This window comes from Micromonospora sp. WMMD736 (assembly GCF_049179015.1).
Lineage (GTDB): Bacteria > Actinomycetota > Actinomycetes > Mycobacteriales > Micromonosporaceae > Micromonospora.
Window position 1 is genome coordinate 5,617,883 of record NZ_JBMHMI010000001.1, and the last position, 18,603, is coordinate 5,636,485.

Sequence of the window (18,603 nt, forward strand, 5' to 3'; positions counted from 1 at the left end):
CGCGGCGGACGACAACGACCCGTGGAGGTCAGCCCAGCGGGCCGACCTCCCGCTCGATGGCGGCGCGCAGCTCGGGGCCGGCGACGACCGTACGGGCCGCCTCCATCAGCGGGGCGAGGAACACGTCCGGGCCGGGGTCGCCGGCCGCCGCGCCGAGCGCGGCGACGGCGGCCCGACCGGCCGGCGACGGCACCAGCGGTTCGCGCAGTTGCAGGCCACGTACGCCGGCCAGCAGCTCGACCGCGAGCAGGCTGGTCAGGTTGTCCAGCACGGTGCGCAGCTTCTTGGTGGCCGCCCACCCCATCGAGACGTGGTCCTCCTGCATGCCACTGGTGGGCAGCGAGTCCACCGACGCGGGCGCGGCCAGTCGGCGGTTCTCGGCGACGATCCCGGCCGCCGTGTACTGGGCGATCATCAGGCCCGAGTTGACCCCGGCGTCGGGGGAGAGGAACGCCGGAAGTTCCCGGGAGCGGGTCACGTCGAGCAGCCGGTCCACCCGCCGCTCGGCGATCGCGCCCACCTCGGCGGCGGCGATGGCGAGGAAGTCGGCGGCGAAGCCGAGCGGAGCGCCGTGGAAGTTCCCGGTCGACTCGACCCGCCCGTCCGGCAGCACCACCGGGTTGTCCACCACGGACACCAGCTCCCGGGCCGCGACCGTGCGGACGAAGTCCAGGGTGTCCCGGGCCGCGCCGGCCACCTGCGGCGCGCAGCGCATCGAGTACGCGTCCTGCACGGCGTGCGCCAGGTCGTCGCGGTGCGAGTCCATGACCCGCGAGTCCTGCAACAGCCGGTGGATGTTCGCCGCCGACGCCGCCTGGCCGGGGTGCGGTCGGATGGCGTGCAGCTCGGGCAGGAACGGCCGCTCCGAGCCGAGCATCGCCTCGATGGCCAGCGCGGCGGTCACGTCCGCCATCGCGAAGAGGTGCGCCGCGTCGTGGATGGCCAGCAGCAGCATGCCGAGCATGCCGTCGGTGCCGTTGATCAGCGCCAGCCCCTCCTTGGCGGCCAGTTCGATCGGCTTGAGCCCGTTGGCGGCCAGCACCTCGGCCGCGTTCTGCCGCTCGCCGGCCGGGCCGAGCACCCAGCCCTCGCCGAGCAGCACCAGCGCGCAGTGCGCCAGCGGCGCCAGGTCGCCGGACGCGCCCAGCGAGCCGTGCTCCGGCACCCACGGGGTGACGTCGTGGTTGAGCAGGTCGACGAGGGCCTCGGCGACCAGCGGCCGGACCCCGGAGCGGCCCAGGGCGAGCGAGCGTACGCGCAGCAGCATCATGGCGCGTACCACCTCGCGCGGCATCGGAGCGCCCACCCCGGCGGCGTGCGAGCGGATCAGCGCGTGTTGCAGTTCGGCCCGCCGCTCGGGGGCGACGAACGTGTTCGCCAGGGCCCCGAACCCGGTCGAGACGCCGTACACCGGTCGTCCGGCGGCCTCGATCCCGTCCACGATCGCGCGGCTGGTCGCCATCGCGTCCCGGGCGGCCGGGTCGAGGACCACCGTGGCGGTGCCGCGGGCCACCGCGAGCACGTCGTCGGCGGTGATCCCGGTTGGTTGGATGGTCACGTTCGTCACTGCGGAACTCCGTTGCGAATTACCTGGCGGATCAGGGGGACACCGGGCCGGTAGGCCAGGTGCAGGTGGGAAGGCGCGTCCAGCACGATCAGGTCGGCCCGCGCGCCGGGGGTGAGCACGCCGATGTCGTCGCGGCGCAGCGCCCGCGCGCCACCGGCGGTGGCGGCCCAGACCGCCTCCGCCGGGGTCATCCGCATCTCGCGGACCGCGAGGGCGATGCAGAAGGGCATCGACGAGGTGTACGACGAACCGGGATTGCAGTCCGTCGCCAGCGCGACCGTCACACCGGCGTCGAGCAGCCGGCGGGCGTCCGGGTACGGCGAGCGGGTGGAGAATTCGGCGCCCGGCAGCAGGGTGGCGACGGTGGTGGTGCCGGACCCGTCGTCGTGGGCCGTGCCGGCGAGCGCGTCGACGTCGGCGTCGCTCAGGTGGGTGCAGTGGTCGACGCTGGCCGCACCCAGCTCCACCCCGAGCTGCACGCCCGGTCCGGGGCCGAGCTGGTTGGCGTGCAGCCGCACGCCCAGCCCGGCTGCCTGCCCGCAGGCGAGGATGGCACGGGCGTGGTCGACGTCGAAGGCGCCCCGCTCGCAGAACACGTCGATCCACTTCGCGTACGGCGCGGCGGCGGCCAGCATCGGCCCGCAGACCAGCCCGACGTAGTCGTCCGGCCGGTCGGCGTACTCGGCGGGGACCACGTGTGCGCCCAGGAAAGTGGTCTCGCTGCTGGTCTCGGCGGCGATCCGCAGCGAGCGGGCCTCGTCGGCGACGCTCAGCCCGTACCCACTCTTGATCTCCATGGTCGTGGTGCCCTGGCGCAGCGCCTCGCCGCGCAGCCGGCGCACGGTGGTCCGCAGCCCGTCGTCGGTGGCGGCCCGGGTCGCGCCCACGGTGGTCCGGATGCCGCCGCCGGTGTACGGCTCGCCGGCCATCCGGGCGGCGAACTCGGCGGCCCGGTCCCCGGCGAAGACCAGGTGGGCGTGGCTGTCCACGAAGCCGGGCAGCACGGCGGCCCCACCGACGTCGATCCGGTGGTCGGCGGCCGGGGCGTACGCGGACGGCCCGACCCAGGCCACCCGATCCTCCTCGACGAGGACGGCCGCCGTGCGGCGGATGCCCAACGGATCGGCGCCGACGCCGTTGGTGACCAGCTCGCCGATGTTGTCGACAAGAAGGCTGCTCATGAGGGCGTCACCGCCTCGATCGACGCCGACAGCTCGGCCGGCACGTCCACGCTCAGGTGCCGGCCCTCGGCCACCACCACCCGGCCGTCCACCACGACCTGGTCGACGTCCGCCGCGCCGGCCGCGAAGAACAACCCCACCGGCGGTACGCCGGCGGTGCGGGCACTGTCGAGCCGTACCGTCACCAGGTCGGCGCGGGCACCGGCGGCGATCCGCCCGGCGTCGGTCCACCCCAGCGCGGCGTGCCCGGCGGCGGTGGCCGTGGTGAGCAGGTCGACCGGGGTGAAGTGGCCGCGCCGGCGGGTGCGCAGCCGTTCGTCCAGCTCCACGGCGCGGGCCTCCTCGAACAGGTCGACCACGGCGTGACTGTCGCTGCCCAGGCTCAGCCGGATACCCGCGTCGGCCATCCGGCGGGCCGGACCGATGCCGTCGGCGAGGTCCCGTTCGGTGGTGGGACAGAGGCAGACGCCGGTCCGGCTGTCGGCGAGCAGGGTCAGGTCGGCGCTGGTCGGATGGGTGGCGTGGACGGCGGTGGTGTCCGGCCCGAGGACGCCGTGGTCCGCGAGCAGCGCGGTGGGCGTACGCCCGTGCACGGCCCGGCACTCGTCGTTCTCGGCGGGCTGTTCGGAGAGGTGCACGTGCAGCGGGGCCCGCCGCTCGCGGGCCCAGTCGGCGACCGTACGGAGCTGGTCGGCGGGCACCGCCCGGACCGAGTGCACCGCCGCGCCGACCCGCACGTGGGAGTCGGTCGGCTGGAACGCCCCCGCCCGTCGCGCCCAGCCGGCCGCGTCGCCGTCGCCGAAGCGCCGCTGCGGCCCGACGAGCGGCTGACCGTCCACCGTGGAGGTGAGGTAGCAGGTGTCCAGCAGGGTGAGTCGGATGCCGGCGTGCGCGGCCGCCTCGACCAGCGCCGCGCCCATCGCGTTCGGATCGTCGTACGCGCCGCCGTCGGGCCGGTGGTGCAGGTAGTGGAACTCGCCCACGCAGGTGATCCCCGTGAGCGCCATCTCGGCGTACACCGCCCGGGCCAGCGCCAGGTAGGTGTCCGGGTCGAGCCGGTCCGCGACGGCGTACATCCGGTCCCGCCAGGAGAAGAAGTCCCCCTGCCCGCCGTGGGTGCGCCCGCGCAGGGCCCGGTGGAAGGCGTGCGAGTGCGCGTTCGCCAGGCCCGGCAGGGTCAGGCCGGGCAGCGGCACGGCGTCGGCGTACGCGTCGACCCCGGCCGGCGGCCGGCTCCCCGGGGTCAGCGGCGTCACCGCGCTGATCCGGCCGTCCTCGACCTCGATCAGCACGTCCGGCGTGGGCTCGGCGTGCGCCGGGAGCCAGGCGTACTCGGCCAGCCAGCGGGTGGGGGTCAGCGGCATGTCAGCTCCTCGAGCACGCGGGCCAGCGCGCGCACCCCGGCCGCGCAGTCGTCGTCGCTGGCGGCCTCGGCGGGGGAGTGCGACACCCCGGTCGGGTTCCGCACGAACAGCATCGCGGTGGGCAGGTGCGCCGCGAGCACCCCGGCGTCGTGTCCCGCACCGGTGGGCAGCACCGGCGCGTCGAGCAGCGTCGCCAGCCGGGCGGCCAGGTCGTCGTCGAAGGCGACCAGCGGGGTCATCGACTCCTCGGTGACCAGCACCTCCGTGCCGTCGCGGCGGGCCCGCTCGGCGAGCTTGGTCCGGACCGCGTCGACCAGCCCGGTCAGCGTCTCCGGGTCGGCGGCGCGCGCGTCCAGCCAGCCGGTCACCCTCGACGGGATGGCGTTCGTCGCGTTGGGTTCCACGGCGACCCGGCCCACGGTGGCGTGCGCCCCGCGCAGCCGGGCCTCCTTGTTGGCGGCCAGCACCCCGAACGCGTAGGTGAGCATCGGGTCGCGGCGGTCGGCCATCCGCGTCGTACCCGCGTGGTTGCCCTCGCCGACCACGTCGAAGCGCCAGCGGCCGTGCGGCCAGATCGCGCTCGCCACCCCGACCGGCGCGTCCGCGTCCACGAGCGCGCGGCCCTGCTCGACGTGCAGCTCCACGAACGCGGCGAACCGACCCAGCAGCTCCGGGCGAGCGCCCGCCGGCTGCCCGCCGAGCGCGTCGGCGTAGCTCACCCCGGCCGCGTCGCGCAGGCCGGCCGCGCGGTCGGCCGCCAGCACGCCGCTGAGCAGCCGCGACCCCAGGCAGGGTACGCCGAAACGCGCGCCCTCCTCCTCCACGAACGCGGCCACCACCAGCGGCCGGACCGGGGTGACACCGGCGGCGCGCAGCTCGTCCACGGCGAGGAGGGCGCTGACGATGCCGAGCGGCCCGTCGTACGCCCCGCCGTGCGGCACCGAGTCGAAGTGGCTGCCGGTCAGCACGGCGTCCGTGCCCTCGGGGTCACCCCAGTGGGCGAAGAGGTTGCCGTTGCCGTCCTCGGTGACCGGCAGGCCACGCCGGTCGGCCTGCGCCCGGAACCAGGCCCGCAGCTGGAGTTCCGGCTCGGTCAGCGCGTACCGCAGGTAGCCGCCGCTGTCCGCGTCCCGCCCGACCGGAGCGATCTCGTCCCACAGCTCCCGGAACCGGCCGGGCAGGTCGTCGCTCACGCGTTTTCACCCTCGGCCATGGGCACCCGGACGCCCGTGCGCTCGGCGACCTCGCGGGCGCTGTCGTAGCCGGCGTCGACGTGCCGGATGACACCCATCGCCGGGTCGTTGGTGAGCACCCGCTCGATCTTCTGGCCGGCCAGGGCGGTGCCGTCGGCCACGCAGACCTGCCCGGCGTGGATCGACCGGCCGATGCCCACCCCGCCCCCGTGGTGGATGGACACCCAGGACGCCCCACTGGCGGTGTTGACCAGCGCGTTCAGCAGCGGCCAGTCCGCGACCGCGTCGGAGCCGTCGGCCATGCCCTCGGTCTCCCGGTACGGGCTCGCCACGCTGCCGGTGTCCAGGTGGTCCCGGCCGATCACCACCGGGGCGGAGAGCTCACCGGAGGCGACCATGTCGTTGAACCGCACTCCCGTCCGGTCCCGTTCGCCCTGGCCGAGCCAGCAGATCCGAGCCGGTAGGCCCTGGAACGCGACCCGCTCGCCGGCCAGCTTGATCCAGCGGGCCAGCGACTCGTTCTCCGGAAACAGGTCCAGGATGGCCTTGTCGGTGGCGGCGATGTCGGCCGGGTCGCCGGAGAGCGCCGCCCACCGGAACGGACCCCTGCCCTCGCAGAACAGCGGACGGATGTACGCGGGCACGAAGCCCGGGAAGTCGAACGCGCGCTGGTAGCCGCCGAGCTGCGCCTCGCCCCGGATCGAGTTGCCGTAGTCGAAGACCTCGGCCCCGGCGTCCAGGAAGCCGACCATCGCCTCGACGTGCCGTGCCATCGACTCGCGGGCCCGATCGGTGAACTCGGCGGGCTTCGCGGCGGCGTAGTCCCGGGCATCGGCCAGCTCGACGCCCACCGGCAGGTACGCCAGCGGGTCGTGCGCGCTGGTCTGGTCGGTCACGATGTCGATCTCGACGCCCCGGGTCAGCAGTTCCGGGAAGACCTCGGCGGCGTTGCCGACGACCCCGACGCTCAACGCGCGCCGGTCCCGCTTCGCCGCGCGGACCCGCGCGACCGCGTCGTCCAGGGAGTCGGCCACCTCGTCCAGGTAGCGGTCGTGCACCCGGCGGTCCAGGCGGGTGCGGTCGACGTCGACGATGAGGCAGACGCCGTCGTTCATGGTGACCGCGAGGGGCTGCGCGCCACCCATTCCGCCGCACCCGGCGGTGAGGGTCAGCGTCCCGGCCAGGGTGCCCCCGAACCGTTTGGCGGCCACGGCGGCGAACGTCTCGTAGGTGCCCTGGAGGATGCCCTGCGTGCCGATGTAGATCCAGGATCCGGCCGTCATCTGTCCGTACATGGTCAGGCCGAGCTGTTCGAGGCGACGGAACTCGGGCCAGGTCGCCCAGTCACCGACCAGGTTGGAGTTCGCCAGCAGCACCCGGGGCGCCCACTCGTGCGTCCGCATGACACCGACCGGCCGCCCGGACTGCACCAGCATCGTCTCGTCCGCGCGCAGGTCGGTCAGCGTACGCACCAACGCGTGGTACGACGGCCAGTCCCGCGCCGCCTTGCCGGTCCCGCCGTAGACCACCAGGTCGTCGGGGCGTTCGGCCACCTCGGGGTCGAGGTTGTTCATCAACATCCGCAGGGCGGCCTCCTGCGGCCAGCCACGGGCGGTGAGCTGGCTACCCCGTGCGGCACGGATGGGCTGGGTCATCTCCGGTCTCCTCCTCATCCGAGGAACAACTGTCGGCGGGCCGCGGAGGCTTCGAATGCCTCCAGGCGGCGCTGGGTGTCGGCCGGCGCGGCGTCGCAGATCGCCTGCAACAGGACCATCGCCAGGGTCATCGGGGCGGTGTGCAGGTCGAAGACGAGTTGGGCGCCGACGGCGGCCGGCAACACCACGTCGGCGTGTTCGGTGGCCGGGCTGACCGGCGAGTCGGTGATCGCCACGACGGTCAGCCCGGCGGCACGCGCGTCGCGCAGGGCGTCCAGGGTCTCCCGGGGGTAGCGGGGCAGCACGAAGGCGAGCACGGCGGAGGCCCCGGCCTCGGCGGCCTGCTCCAGCCGGTCGGTGAGCAGGCTGCCGCCGTCGTTGAGCACCCGCACGTCCGGGTGCACCTTGGCGGCGAAGTAGGCGAAGTACGCGGCCAGTGGCGCGGCGGCCCGCAGGCCCAGCACCGGCAGTGGCCGGCTGGACGCGAGCAGCCGCCCGGTCCCGGCGATCCGGTCGGTGTCGGCGAGCTGCCCGGCCAATCGGTCCAGGTTGCCCATCTCGGTGCGTACCGCCTGCTGGAGTTCGTTGGTGACGTCCGCCGGGCGGCCGGTCGTGCGGGCGGTGAGGTCCCGCAGCCGGCGGCGCAGCGCCGGATAGCCGTCGTGGCCGAGCGCGACGGCGAACCGGGTGACCGAGGGCTGGCTGACCCCGGCCAACTCGGCGACCTCCGCGGCGGAGAGGTACGCGACGGTCGGCGCGTGCTGCACGAGACAGTGCGCGATCCGGCGCTGGGTCGGGGTGAGTCGCACCCCGTCGAACAGGTCGAGGACCTGCTCGGCCGTCGCCTCCGCAGCGCTGTCATTCACGCTTGGACTGTATGCATGAAAACTTTCACAAAGCAAGCAGTGGCGCGGTCACCGGTGGGTGCCGCCGGGGCGGGTCGGGTTGGCGAACGGCCGGTACTATCCGCACGGCGGTACAACGGAGGAGTGCGCATGCAGCCGGAAGGCCCCTACAGGTTCACCCACGCGCTCGGCGGGTCTCCGGTAGGGAAGGCATGGGCCGCGATCGACGAGCAGGGCCGGTTCGTCACCGTGGCGGTGCTCGACGCCACCGTGGCCGCCGCACCAGGCTGGCGCGAGTCCTTCGCCGGAGTCGCCGATTCGCTGGCGCAGGCCCCGGGTGGACTGGCCTACACGTACGCCGACTTCTCGGCCGACGCCCCCTGGGTGGCGTACCCGGCCGAGGCGGGTGCCGGGGCCGAGAAGCTGCTCCGGGCCCTCGGCGTCGAATACACCCCCGCGCCGACGTCCGTCCCGCCGCCTACGTCCGCCCCGCCGTCGGTGTCCGCCCCGCCGCCGACGTCCGTGCCGCCGCCGACGTCCGTGCCGCCGTCGGTGTCCGCCCCGCCCGTGTCGAGCCCGCCGCAGCCGGTCTCCGGTGCGCCGCAGGCCCCGTGGGCAGTGCAGACGGGTCCCGTCCCCGGCAAGTTGGTGTCCGCGATCCCGCACCCGATCTCCGGCGCGCCCATTTCGCCAGCCGGGGTGACGTCGGCGCCACCCGCCGCGGTGACGTCGGCGCCACCCGACGCCCAGAGCAACGGACCGTCGAGCGCCGACCTGTTCGCCTCGCCAGTCCGTCGCATCACCCCCTCCCCACCGCCCAAGCGGCGGACCGGCCTCTGGGTCGGAGCCGCAGCGCTGGTATTGGTGGTGCTGGCCGGCGGGGGTGGCCTCATCGCCTGGGCCGGCCTGGGCGACGACGACAACCCGGCCGACGTGAACGCCACCGCCACCGCCACCGCCGCGCCGCCAACGATGCCTACCGCGCCGCCACAGTCGCCGGGGATCGAGCCGCCGCGCGGAGGCAAGTGGCCGCCACAGTGGCCGGGGTTCACCGAACGGGACAACGTACGTACGCTGACCGGCCTCGAAGGGCTCGGGTTCCCGGTGAAGGTCCCGATGGACTGGTCCTGCACACTTGCTGGTCAGGCCGAGGGGTTCGTCAAGTACAACTGCGGCATGACAGCCTCCGGGGGATCGCCGATCGGTGGTGAGCTGATCGTTCGGAACTGCCCCCAGCCGTGCGACGAGCAACGCCAGACCACGATGCGGATGAGCGAGGAGGCGTGGGGTGCACGGTGGATCCGTAGCGGGCAGTACGCCACCTACGCCGAGGCGCTCATCGACGCCGACGGCGAGCAGCGGCACGGTCTGGTCGTCGTCGCCTACTTCCGCAGCGGGGACGGTGTCGTCGACCGGCAGCTCGTGCTCCGGATGACCAGCCCGGTGCCGGAGGCCCAGCAACTGCGCCGGGTGGCCACCTACCTGCGGGACGTCGTGGTCTTCTGAACGTGCCGTGGACACGCGTGCCGGTCGACACGCGTGTCCACGTAAATCACGCTCAGCGACGGGTTTCGGCGATCCAGTCCGCCATACGCTCGGCGAACTGCTGCTCGGAGAACCTGGCCGCATGTGCTCGGATGCGCTCCGGCGACACTTCCGGCAGGCGGTGGACGAGCGGTACGAAGCTGTGTGGGTCGAGGGAGTCGACGAGGAAGCCGGTCTCGCCGTTGTGCACGGTCTCCAATAGACCGCCGCGGCGCAGGCCCACCACCGGGGTACCGCAGGCCTGTGCCTCGACCGGGATGATGCCGAAGTCCTCGTGGACCGGAAACAGCAGTGCCCGCGCACCCCAGTAGAGCTGACGCAGCCGCTCCTTCGAGGGGCGGACCTCGAACGTCACCGCCACCCGGGCTCGCTCCGCGGCGCGCCGCAGCGCGGACTCCTCGGGACCCGAGCCGGCGATGACCACCGGCAGACCGGCCGCCTCGGCGATTTGAATGATCAGGTCGAAGTTCTTGTACGGGATCCATCGCCCCACCCCGAGCAGGTAGTCGCGGGACTGGCTCTGGTCCGCAGCAGGCGCGGCACCGAAGTAGTCGACGTCCACCGGAGGGTTGATGACGACCGCGTCGCGCCGCCAGTATCGGGCGATCCGGGCACGCACCTCCTCGGAGTTCGCGGCGTACCCGTGCACGTGGCGGCTGAGCCGCACATCGGCGGTCTGCAGCACACGCCGTGGCAGGGTCAGCAGCGGGTTGGAGCCCCGCCCGTCGAAGTTCGGGCTCCAGATGTATCGGGCGGGGGAGTGCACGTAGCTCAGGTACCGGGTGTGTTCCGTCGAGCCGAGCCGTACGGTGTGGGCGAACGCGTGGCTGGAGGAGATGACGAGGTCGAACCGCTCCCGGCTGAGGGTTCGCCAGACCAGCGGCATCAACGGCAGCGCCCCTGCCTTCGTACGACGCAACGGTGTCCGCGCCAACCAGGATTCCCGCAGGTTGGGCTCGACGGCGTCGTGGTCCTTCCACAACACGAAGCGCTCCGCGTCCGGCAGCAGTTTGCTGATCTGCCGGAAGACGTTCTCCGAGCCGCCGGTCGCCCCGAACCACTCGTGCACGAGTGCCACCCGCCCGCTCATGAGCCTCACTTGATTGCCACCAGGCCGTCCTGCTGAGGCTCGTCCGTGCCGCGGCCGAGCTTCTTCAGGACGAACGACAGAAACGTACGCCGAAGCGAGGGCACGGCCGTTACGTAGCCGACCCAGACCAGCAGGATGGCCGCGCACGATGCGACGAGGCGTAGCAGCCCGGCGCCGGCCAGCAGATATCCGGCTACTGCGGCGACGACCGCGCCGGGCAGCGCGATGGCGAGCAGGCGTGTGCTGTAGCCCAGCACCGACAGCCATCTCGCCGAGATGAGGAACATCAAGACGCCGCCGATCGAGGAGGCAGCGCCGATCGTGAAGGCGCCCCATTGCCTGTACAGCAGGACGTTCACGGCGATCGGTATGCCGAACGACAGCGCCATCACGATCGCGACCTGGACGTTGGCCCCTCGGGCGTTCAGCACTTTCACGAAGGTGTAGCCGAGGACGTGTGCCCAGATCCCGAGCGCGAAGCCCAACAGCAGCACCGACGATACGTCCACGGCCCGCTCGTCGAACTGGCCTCGGGCATAGAGGAGGGTGACGATCCCCCGGCTGTTCAGCGACAGGATCAGGGCGAGGGGGACGGCCACCAGTATCACCGGCGGGATCAGTCGGCGGAGCCCGGCACCCACCTCATCGGCCTTCATCCGGGCGAACGACGCCAGGCCGGCCAGACCCAGCGGGGCGGCGAGCAGGGCCATGCACGAGTCGACCACGAAGCGTGCGTACTCGGTGGCGGCCACCACCTCGACGCCGAGCAGCGAGCCGACGGCCCGCTCCACCGCGATCGAGCCCTGCAGGATCACGGGAATCAGCAGTAGTGGCCGCAGGCGCCGCCAGAACATCCCGAGGGCGACCTTGGCGGCCGCCCGGTCCGGGCGGTGCGAACCAGTGTCGTCGCCTCCGTGCAGGTAGCCCTGACGACGGATCCAGTAGGCGCCCCAACCCCACAGCACGATGTACGGCACCGTGAAGCCCCACGCCAGCACGGAAACGTGCCCGGTCCTCCAGGCGATCACCGTGGCGAGGATCAGCCCGACGCTCTGGCACGAGGGCCGCAGGTTGATCAGGCGGACGTCGTCGTTGGCCAGGCCGACCAAGGTGTTGAGGTTGTACAGGACGTAGAACGGCACGCCTAGCGCGGCGATGCCGAGCATGGTCGCGGCGATGTCCGCCGTGTGCGGATCCAACCCCGGCCCCAGGAGCCCAACCCACAGGTCCCGCCCGAAGATCAGCGCCACGGCCAAGAGCAGGGAGAAGACGGCCAACAGCAGATGCACCGCACGGTAGAGCGTCCGCGCCATCGCCGGCCGCTCCTGGCGGTACTGCACGTACAGCGGAAGGAAGCCCGCAGTCAGCGCGTCGGCGGTGAAGAAGTTGATCGGAATCAGCGTCGCAGTCAGCGCGATGCGGTTGGCTGCCACCACCCGACCCGCCCCGAAGAGCGCGGCCAGCAGCACCTCGCGGAGCAGGCCGAGGATCTTGCCGGCGATGCCGCCGAGGACCAGACGGAAGAAGATCTTGCCCATGGTCAGGCTCGGCGCTGTGCGATCAGGTGCGCGAAGTCCGCCAGGTAGTTCCGGGCACACTGGTCGAGCAGGAAGGCCGGGGGCAGCAGATTCTCCCGCGGCGCTCGGTCCGCGGTCACCTTCAGCACCACGTCGGCAAGCGCGTCGGAGTCCGACGTGTCGACCTCGTGCATGACCCGGCTCAACGCCTCGGATCGGATCGACCCGGCCGTGACGACGCAGGGCAGGCCGCCGGCCAACGCCTCCAGCACCGCCATCGGAAGCCCTTCCAGTCGCGCGGTGGTGAGCAATGACACGTCTGCGGCCGAGTAGTAGTCGGGCACTGCGTCCGCGTCCACCCGTCCCGTGAAAACGACCATTCTCTCCAGCTGGAGCTTGCGGACCAGGCCGCGCAGCCGCCCGTCGTCCGGGCCGTCGCCCACCATGAGGAACCGGAACCGGTCGCCGTGGCCACGGTCGCGGAGGACCGCTGCCGCCCGCAGGGCCCGGTCGACCCGCTTCTGCACGTGCAGTCGGCCGACACAGCCGACCAGGACCGTCGCCTCGTCGATCCCCAGAGCGAGTCGGATCCGGTTCCGGGCCGCGCCGTCAAAAGCGTGGTCCTCGGCCCGAACACCGTTCGGAATCAGACGGATCTTGTCTGGCGTCGTCGACCAGTTCTGCGGTGCCGCGGTCAGCGACTCGACCACGTTTTCGCCGACCGCGACGAGGCGGTCGAAGTGGCGATACCGGGCCAGGTCGCGGACCAGCGAGAGCGCGTTCTTGGGCGTACCGGCCAGGGAACGCGCGCTGGGCGCCCGCAGCTTCGACCCGAGTTCCATGGCGGACGTGCCGTGCGCCTGGAGCACGAACGGCGTGTGCGGGTGCAGGGCCCGCTCCCGGACCACCGAGTAGGAGCCGGCGCTGACCGAGAAGACCACCCCCGGTGGGGAACTGATCGCCGCCCAGTGGGCGCGGGACTCCTTCCACCAGGAGCGGGAGTAGCGGCCCGGCCGGGTGCCGGTTAGCGGCGTCACCTGGACGTCGTCCTCGGCGAAGGCGTCGGTCCGGCCCGGAATCGCCGTGGTGACCAGTTGCACGCGCGGCACGGTCCTGGCCCACTCGGCGGCCAGTCGCCAGGCGAGGGTTTCCATCCCGCCGGTGTGATGGTGCGGCGTCGATCGGGAATGGATGAGGATTGACTCGATCACAGCAGATCCCGATACAACGACTCGAGCTTCTCGGTCTGCCGGCGCAGGTTGAACCGGTCCTCGACGGTCTGCCGCCCGACCTTGCCGAGCTGGTCGCAGAGGTGCTTGTCCCGCAGCAGTTCGATCAGCCGGTCCGCGAGCGCGGCGACATCCCGCTCGGGCACCAGGAAGCCGTTCGCCCCGTCGGTCACCGCTTCCGGGATCCCGCCGTGAAGAGTGCCGATCACCGGCTTGCCGGAGGCGGCCGCCTCCAGGAGGACCATGCCCAGGCCCTCCTGGTCACCGTCCTGGGCCGTCACGCTCGGCAGGCAGAGCAACGTCGATTGGCTCAGCCACTGGAGGGTGTCGCTGTGCTTCTGGGCGCCCAGGAAGCGCACGGATGCCTCGATGCCGAGCTCCCGGGCGAGCGCGCCGAGCGGGTCGCGGAGCGGACCCTCACCGATGAGCGTCAGCTCCGCGCCGGGAATTGCCTTCCGCACCTCAGCGAACGCCCGCAGCAGGTACTGCGTTCCCTTCTTCTCCACCAGCCGCGCGACGTGCAGGATGCGGGGTACCTCGACAGGGCCGCTGGGCTGGATGGCGTCGACGTCCACGCCGATGGGCAGTACGCGGCACCGGTCCGCGGGGTATCCCCACTCCACCGCGCGGCGGCGGATGTGCTCGGAGACGCAGACGAACACCGCGCCCTCGGTGAAAAGTGAGTTGCGCCAGGTGACGTAGTTCAACCACGACGGCTTCTTCGAGGCGAGCATCTTCGCCCGGGTGACCGTGACGTCGAAGCCATGCAGGGTCGTGACCAGTGGCACTCCCAGCGCCTTCGCGGTGGGGACCGCGTACACCCCCTCGACGCCGAAGTGGGCGTGCAGCAATGCGGTGCCGCGCTCCGCGAGCGCGGCGGCCAACGCCTGGGAGCGGCGCGTCAGCGTGTACGACAGGACGGCCGACCTGCCGAAATCCGCCACGCTAACCGATTCGGTCTCCGGCCGGTTCGGAACCAGATCCCGGCCCACGAACAGCGGTCGGAAGCTGCGCATCGCCAGCGCCTGGCTCGGGATGAACGTCTCCGAGGGCAGGAACTGTTGATGTCGAAGGATTCCGACGGCGGGCAGTCGCATGGTCGTTCGACTCCTCGCGGCCGCCCCCGATGAGGAAGGCGACCAGCAGCGAAAGGATAGGTATGAGGTGGATGTCACCGAAAATATCGGTGTTGTCACCGAGCCCATGGATGAGCGTCCAGGCGATGGCCGCGGTGGTCCAGAGCGCGAACGCTCGGTGTCGAGGCTCGCCGTTGGTGACGACGCGGACGGCCAGCCGCAACGCGAGCGCGAAGAACACGGCGGTCAGCACCAGGCCGACCAGACCTGTCGCGGCCCACGCCGCGAGGAGGACGTTGTGGGGCGGGAAGCTGCGGTAGATGCCGTGCTCTCGCGCGTACGTCCCGAAGCCGGCGTCCCAGCCGCCGTAGCCGAGGCCGAGCAGCGGTTCACGCAGGAACGCCTCCGCGCCGAAGCCCCAGATGGCCGCCCGGTCGCCGAAGGACTTGGCCAACGCATCGGTGAGGCCGAGGTTGACGGCGAGCAGCACGGCCGCGATCGCGCCGAGCAGACCGGCGCCGCCCAACCCGAGCAACAGCCGACGGCGCCTGCGGCCGGTCGGCCAGTAACGGATGCTCCGTCGGGCCGGCCCCGAGGCGTGCGTACGGGCGAGACGTTCAACGGCGAGCACGGTCGCGGGTAGGACGACCGCGAGGATCGTCGCCGATTTCGAGCCGGTGATCGGCACCGCCGCCAGCGCGACGAAGCCCACCACCCGCGTCCACCGATCCCGGGTGACAGCCGCGACGGCGAACGCGGCAATCGCGTTCACACCGAGGAACAGTCCGGCGACGTTCGCGTTCACGAACACCCCGCCGGACTTCGCCTCGTCGAAGACGTTGTTGGGACTGTCCCCGAACAGGGCGGCGACGGTGTTCTGCCCCGCGACGAGCCCGCCGACGGAACGCAGGAACGCGTCCTCCACGCCAGGTAGGACCCGGAAGGTGAGCACCATCGCCACCTCCACCATGACCCAGGGCCAGTACCAGCGCGCCAATCGGCGCAGCAGATCGGAGTCCTGACGGACAGCCTGGAGCATCAGCGTCAGCGTGACGATGAACTGGCCGAGCAGCGCGATCAGCGGCAGACCCGCGCGTGGATCCGGCGACCAGACCAGCGCCAGCATCCGTACCACGAGTAGCGCCACGAGGACGCGGAAGAAGCCGAGGCGGAGCAGTTCGACGCCCGAGCCGCGACGGGCCGCAAGGAGGACTCCCGGGACCAGCAGGATGGTGACCACCGTCGACGCAGCGATGTCGGTGCTGCCCTTGGGTAGAAGGTAGAACTGGGGCAGGGCGAGGAAGAGCAGCAGACAGGCTGCGGCCACCGGCGTCGATCCGGTCGCGATCACCGGGGCTACTGCTGAGCGCGCCCTAGCCACGGGTGCCTCCAATCTCGCCCGCAGGCCGGGCCACGACCTCGGCGACGCGTCGTGGCATGCGATGTGCGATGTCGCGCAGGAGGCCGCCCCGAGAGCGCCAGCCGAAGTCGCCGGCATGCCGGACACGGGCCTCGATCACGTCGTCCGTACCAGGGCGGATGGTGGCCAGCACCTGGCCGACGAAGTCGCCGGTGGAGCTCGCGGTGGTGATGTGCTGGGTGGCTTGCGCCGCCTGTACGACGCCGGGGATGGGCGTGCTGACCACGTTCAGGCCGGACGAGAGGTACTCGTAGCACTTGAGCGGGCTGACGCCGGCGGTGTAGTCGTTCAGCGCGTATGGGATCAGCCCGACGCTGCACGTGCCCGCGGCGGCGGCGAGTTGGTCGAGGGTCAGTACTCCCAGGTACCTTGCGCCGAGCCCTTCGAGGTGGGCCAGTTCGCGGTCGAACTCGCCGCCGCCCGCCGCGACCGGGCCGGCGAGGAGAAGCTCGCCGTGCCCCTGCAGAGCGGTGGTCAACGTGCGCAGCAGTTCGAAGTCCAGCTTGTGTGGCGAGAGGTTACCCGCGAACAGCGCTGCGGGACGCCGCTGCGCCGCCGGCTGGCTCGCTGCGGAGAAGACATCGATCTCGGCGACGTTCGGCAGGGTGAGGACCTCGGTGAACCCGACGTCGGTCAGGTGGGCGGTGACGGCCTGGCTGGTGCCGATGGTCAGGTCGGCCCGCTCCGCCAGGTTCCGTTCGCCGGTGGACACGGCCGAGGCGTCGATGCCGGGGAAGGCCTGGAGGATGTCGACGCAGTGGTAGAGGGTGAAGTCCGCGTACTGCTCCAGGCCGTAGGTGACGGGCGTGAACGTCCAAAGGATCCGAGGGCTCGGGCTTCGCCGCCATTCGGCCACGGCACGTTGCAGGAGGAGTCGGTTCGGCAAGCGGGTCGGCCTCCGGTGGAGCGGCACGATGAGCGGCGAGATGACCGTGGCCCGCTTCGGGATGGGACGGTAGGCCGCCGTCTTGTGATGGCCGACGAGAGAGTGGCGCAGCCGCTTGGCGATCCGGGTGACGTCCTTCGAGTCGAGTCTCACTCGCCGTAGACCCATAGATTCCACGAAGTAGGTGTCAGAGTCACGGGCCAGTTCCCGTACGACGTAGTGCTGGTTCGTGGCGATCTGAGCATTCCACTCGGCGGTGCCCAGGACGAGGATCGTCGGTGCTGCCGACCCGGCTCCGGAGAGGCGGTCCGGCGGCAGAGGTGGTGTCGTCACGTCTCTCTTCCGGATTCGTCCGGCCACATGTTCGCGCTGCGGCCGCAGGTGTGTAGACCGTGCGGCAGCGATGGTGCGTGCACGACAGGACGCACTCCGCTACAACCCGATCCCCGTTCGGTTGGGTGCGTTCGCCAGCCTCGACGGTGGCCGGGCGCACCCGCAGACGACGGCAGCGAGGGCCGCCCCCGTCAAGCCGGGGTTAATAGACCTCAGCGCCGGCCCTTCTGTCAATGATGGACCGGACTGCTGGACCCTCCGGTAACGATGCCGACAAGCTAAGTCGGAAGCTACTTAGTCCTCTTGTAGGCATTTGGTATCAGATGGGCTGCTCAGGAACACGGAGGAAATGGCTCTGTGCAGATCCTGTCGACGTGGGATCGGTGCCGGCCTGTCGCAGGGCATCGGTGGCACTCCTTAATGTGGACGCATGACCGACGACATCGTCCTTCTGCTTCGGCGGGCTGGCTTCGGCCCGACTGCGGCGGAAGTGGGCGCCGCGCGGCAGCGCGGCTACGCGGCGACGGTGACGGGGATGGTCGCCCCTGCCGGGCCGGATGTCGGCGCGACCAGTGCACGGGCTCCCGACCTGGGTCCCGATCCGTTCATCGGCCTGGCCCGGCCAACGGACGCTCAGCGGGCCGAGGGAGACCGTCGGCGGATGGAGCAGACGGTGTCCCTCGCGCGCTGGTGGCTTGATCGGATGACCGTGGCAGACCACCAGGCGGTCGAGAAGTTGGTGTTCTTCTGGCACGGACACTGGGCGACCTCTGTGGCGAAGGTCCGCAGCCCACAGCTCATGCTCGGGCAACTGCACGCGTTCCGGGGGGCACGCGACTTCGCCGAGTTGGCCCACCGCATGGTGCTCGACCGGGCGTTGGTCTACTGGCTGGACGGGCAGCACAACAAGAAGGCGGCACCGAACGAGAACCTCGCCCGGGAGCTGTTCGAGCTGTTCATGCTCGGTGTCGGGCAGTACACCGAGCAGGACGTCAAAGAGGCTGGCCGCGCCCTGACCGGCTGGCGGGTCATCCTCGACCGTGAGTCGCTGGTCTCCGATCCCCAGCACCGTGACACCGGCCGCAAGAAGGTCCTCGGCGTCACCGCGAACTTCGACGCGGACAGTCTCGTCGACCTCCTGCTGGAACAACCGACCTGCCGGCGGTTCATCGCGTCCCGGCTGTGGTTCCGGTACGCCTCGGCCACCCAACCCATCCCCGGGCGCATCCGTGACGCGATGGCGGAGGCCTTCCCGGCGCCGATGGCGATGCTGCGGGTGCTCTTCGCCGACGAGGCGTTCCAGGCGACTCGCGGGACGATGGTCCTGCAACCCGTCGAGTGGCTGGTCGGCGCGATGCGTCAACTGGGGGTCCGGCCGGCCGCGATGCCCGAGCAGATGTTCACGCAGATCTACTGGGCGATGGAAGCGCTGGGTCAGCGTCCGTTCGCACCGCCGAGCGTCGGCGGGTGGCCGGCAGGTACAGCCTGGCTGACCTCGGCCGCCGCCCAGGTCCGGTTGAAGATCGCCAGCATGCTTGTCGGCCTGGTGCAGCCCGGCTCACTGACACCGGAAACCGTGGCGCAACTGCTCTGCGTCGATCGATGGACCAACCGGACGTACGCCGTGCTGCGCGATACCCGAGATGACCGGATGAAGCTGACACTCGGGCTGGTCAGTCCCGAGTACCTGGTGACCTGACTG

General features: G+C 71.6%; 14 protein-coding genes. 2 read left to right on the top strand and 12 right to left on the bottom strand.

The genetic code is table 11. The features are described from left to right. Window positions 1-28 precede the first annotated feature (28 nt). Genes hutH through ACN269_RS25390 form a run of 6 tightly spaced genes read right to left on the bottom strand, consistent with a single transcriptional unit; the run spans window position 29 to window position 7,826 of the window. Window positions 29-1,567, bottom strand: a complete 1,539-nt coding sequence (gene hutH / locus ACN269_RS25365; protein WP_421474765.1) for a histidine ammonia-lyase — start codon at window positions 1,565-1,567, stop codon at window positions 29-31. After that, window positions 1,564-2,748 carry an imidazolonepropionase gene (gene hutI / locus ACN269_RS25370; protein ID WP_421474766.1) on the bottom strand — a complete coding sequence of 395 codons (1,185 nt, stop codon included), beginning with the start codon at window positions 2,746-2,748 and terminating at the stop codon, window positions 1,564-1,566. The genes hutH and hutI overlap by 4 nt, the downstream gene beginning before the upstream one ends. Continuing rightward, window positions 2,745-4,112: a formimidoylglutamate deiminase gene (locus ACN269_RS25375; RefSeq protein WP_421474767.1), complete on the bottom strand. Its 1,368-nt coding sequence runs from the start codon at window positions 4,110-4,112 to the stop codon at window positions 2,745-2,747. The genes hutI and ACN269_RS25375 overlap by 4 nt, the downstream gene beginning before the upstream one ends. Continuing rightward, entirely contained in the window at window positions 4,103-5,305 is a 1,203-nt protein-coding gene (locus ACN269_RS25380) for an allantoate amidohydrolase (RefSeq protein WP_421474768.1), read from the bottom strand. The genes ACN269_RS25375 and ACN269_RS25380 overlap by 10 nt, the downstream gene beginning before the upstream one ends. Then, the gene (gene hutU, locus ACN269_RS25385; RefSeq protein WP_421474769.1) at window positions 5,302-6,960 is read right to left on the bottom strand and encodes a urocanate hydratase; all 1,659 of its coding nucleotides are present in this window, start codon (window positions 6,958-6,960) and stop codon (window positions 5,302-5,304) included. The genes ACN269_RS25380 and hutU overlap by 4 nt, the downstream gene beginning before the upstream one ends. Before the next feature lie 14 nt (window positions 6,961-6,974). Then, the gene (locus tag ACN269_RS25390; RefSeq protein ID WP_421474770.1) at window positions 6,975-7,826 is read right to left on the bottom strand and encodes a MurR/RpiR family transcriptional regulator; all 852 of its coding nucleotides are present in this window, start codon (window positions 7,824-7,826) and stop codon (window positions 6,975-6,977) included. 129 nt (window positions 7,827-7,955) lie between these two features. On the opposite strand from ACN269_RS25390, the gene ACN269_RS25395 reads away from it, so the two are divergent. Then, window positions 7,956-9,311 carry a hypothetical protein gene (locus ACN269_RS25395; protein ID WP_421474771.1) on the top strand — a complete coding sequence of 452 codons (1,356 nt, stop codon included), beginning with the start codon at window positions 7,956-7,958 and terminating at the stop codon, window positions 9,309-9,311. 52 nt (window positions 9,312-9,363) lie between these two features. Here ACN269_RS25395 and ACN269_RS25400 read toward each other — a convergent pair whose 3' ends face one another. Genes ACN269_RS25400 through ACN269_RS25425 form a run of 6 tightly spaced genes read right to left on the bottom strand, consistent with a single transcriptional unit; the run spans window position 9,364 to window position 16,901 of the window. Next, complete coding sequence (locus ACN269_RS25400) at window positions 9,364-10,440, bottom strand: glycosyltransferase (RefSeq protein ID WP_421474772.1); 1,077 nt, start codon at window positions 10,438-10,440, stop codon at window positions 9,364-9,366. 5 nt (window positions 10,441-10,445) lie between these two features. Continuing rightward, on the bottom strand, window positions 10,446-11,978 hold the full coding sequence (locus ACN269_RS25405; protein ID WP_421474773.1) for a lipid II flippase MurJ: 1,533 nt from the start codon (window positions 11,976-11,978) through the stop codon (window positions 10,446-10,448). 2 nt (window positions 11,979-11,980) lie between these two features. Beyond that, window positions 11,981-13,111: a glycosyltransferase family 4 protein gene (locus tag ACN269_RS25410; RefSeq protein ID WP_421474774.1), complete on the bottom strand. Its 1,131-nt coding sequence runs from the start codon at window positions 13,109-13,111 to the stop codon at window positions 11,981-11,983. A gap of 53 nt (window positions 13,112-13,164) precedes the next feature. Then, entirely contained in the window at window positions 13,165-14,130 is a 966-nt protein-coding gene (locus tag ACN269_RS25415) for a glycosyltransferase (protein WP_421474775.1), read from the bottom strand. Window position 14,131: 1 nt separating this feature from the next. Next, window positions 14,132-15,613 carry an O-antigen ligase family protein gene (locus tag ACN269_RS25420; RefSeq protein WP_421474776.1) on the bottom strand — a complete coding sequence of 494 codons (1,482 nt, stop codon included), beginning with the start codon at window positions 15,611-15,613 and terminating at the stop codon, window positions 14,132-14,134. 22 nt (window positions 15,614-15,635) lie between these two features. Next, window positions 15,636-16,901: a glycosyl transferase family 1 gene (locus tag ACN269_RS25425; RefSeq protein WP_421474777.1), complete on the bottom strand. Its 1,266-nt coding sequence runs from the start codon at window positions 16,899-16,901 to the stop codon at window positions 15,636-15,638. Window positions 16,902-17,331: 430 nt separating this feature from the next. Here ACN269_RS25425 and ACN269_RS25430 point away from each other — a divergent pair, with 430 nt between their 5' ends. Continuing rightward, on the top strand, window positions 17,332-18,600 hold the full coding sequence (locus tag ACN269_RS25430; RefSeq protein WP_421474778.1) for a DUF1800 domain-containing protein: 1,269 nt from the start codon (window positions 17,332-17,334) through the stop codon (window positions 18,598-18,600). Window positions 18,601-18,603: the final 3 nt, after the last annotated feature.

Coding starts and splice junctions, on each gene's coding strand:
- ACN269_RS25410 (WP_421474774.1), bottom strand. CDS start 13,111: ATGGAAACCCTCGCCTGGCGACTGGCCGCCGAGTGGGCCAGGACCGTG.
- ACN269_RS25375 (WP_421474767.1), bottom strand. CDS start 4,112: ATGCCGCTGACCCCCACCCGCTGGCTGGCCGAGTACGCCTGGCTCCCG.
- hutI (WP_421474766.1), bottom strand. CDS start 2,748: ATGAGCAGCCTTCTTGTCGACAACATCGGCGAGCTGGTCACCAACGGC.
- ACN269_RS25400 (WP_421474772.1), bottom strand. CDS start 10,440: ATGAGCGGGCGGGTGGCACTCGTGCACGAGTGGTTCGGGGCGACCGGC.
- ACN269_RS25430 (WP_421474778.1), top strand. CDS start 17,332: ATGACCGACGACATCGTCCTTCTGCTTCGGCGGGCTGGCTTCGGCCCG.
- hutU (WP_421474769.1), bottom strand. CDS start 6,960: ATGACCCAGCCCATCCGTGCCGCACGGGGTAGCCAGCTCACCGCCCGT.
- ACN269_RS25395 (WP_421474771.1), top strand. CDS start 7,956: ATGCAGCCGGAAGGCCCCTACAGGTTCACCCACGCGCTCGGCGGGTCT.
- ACN269_RS25405 (WP_421474773.1), bottom strand. CDS start 11,978: ATGGGCAAGATCTTCTTCCGTCTGGTCCTCGGCGGCATCGCCGGCAAG.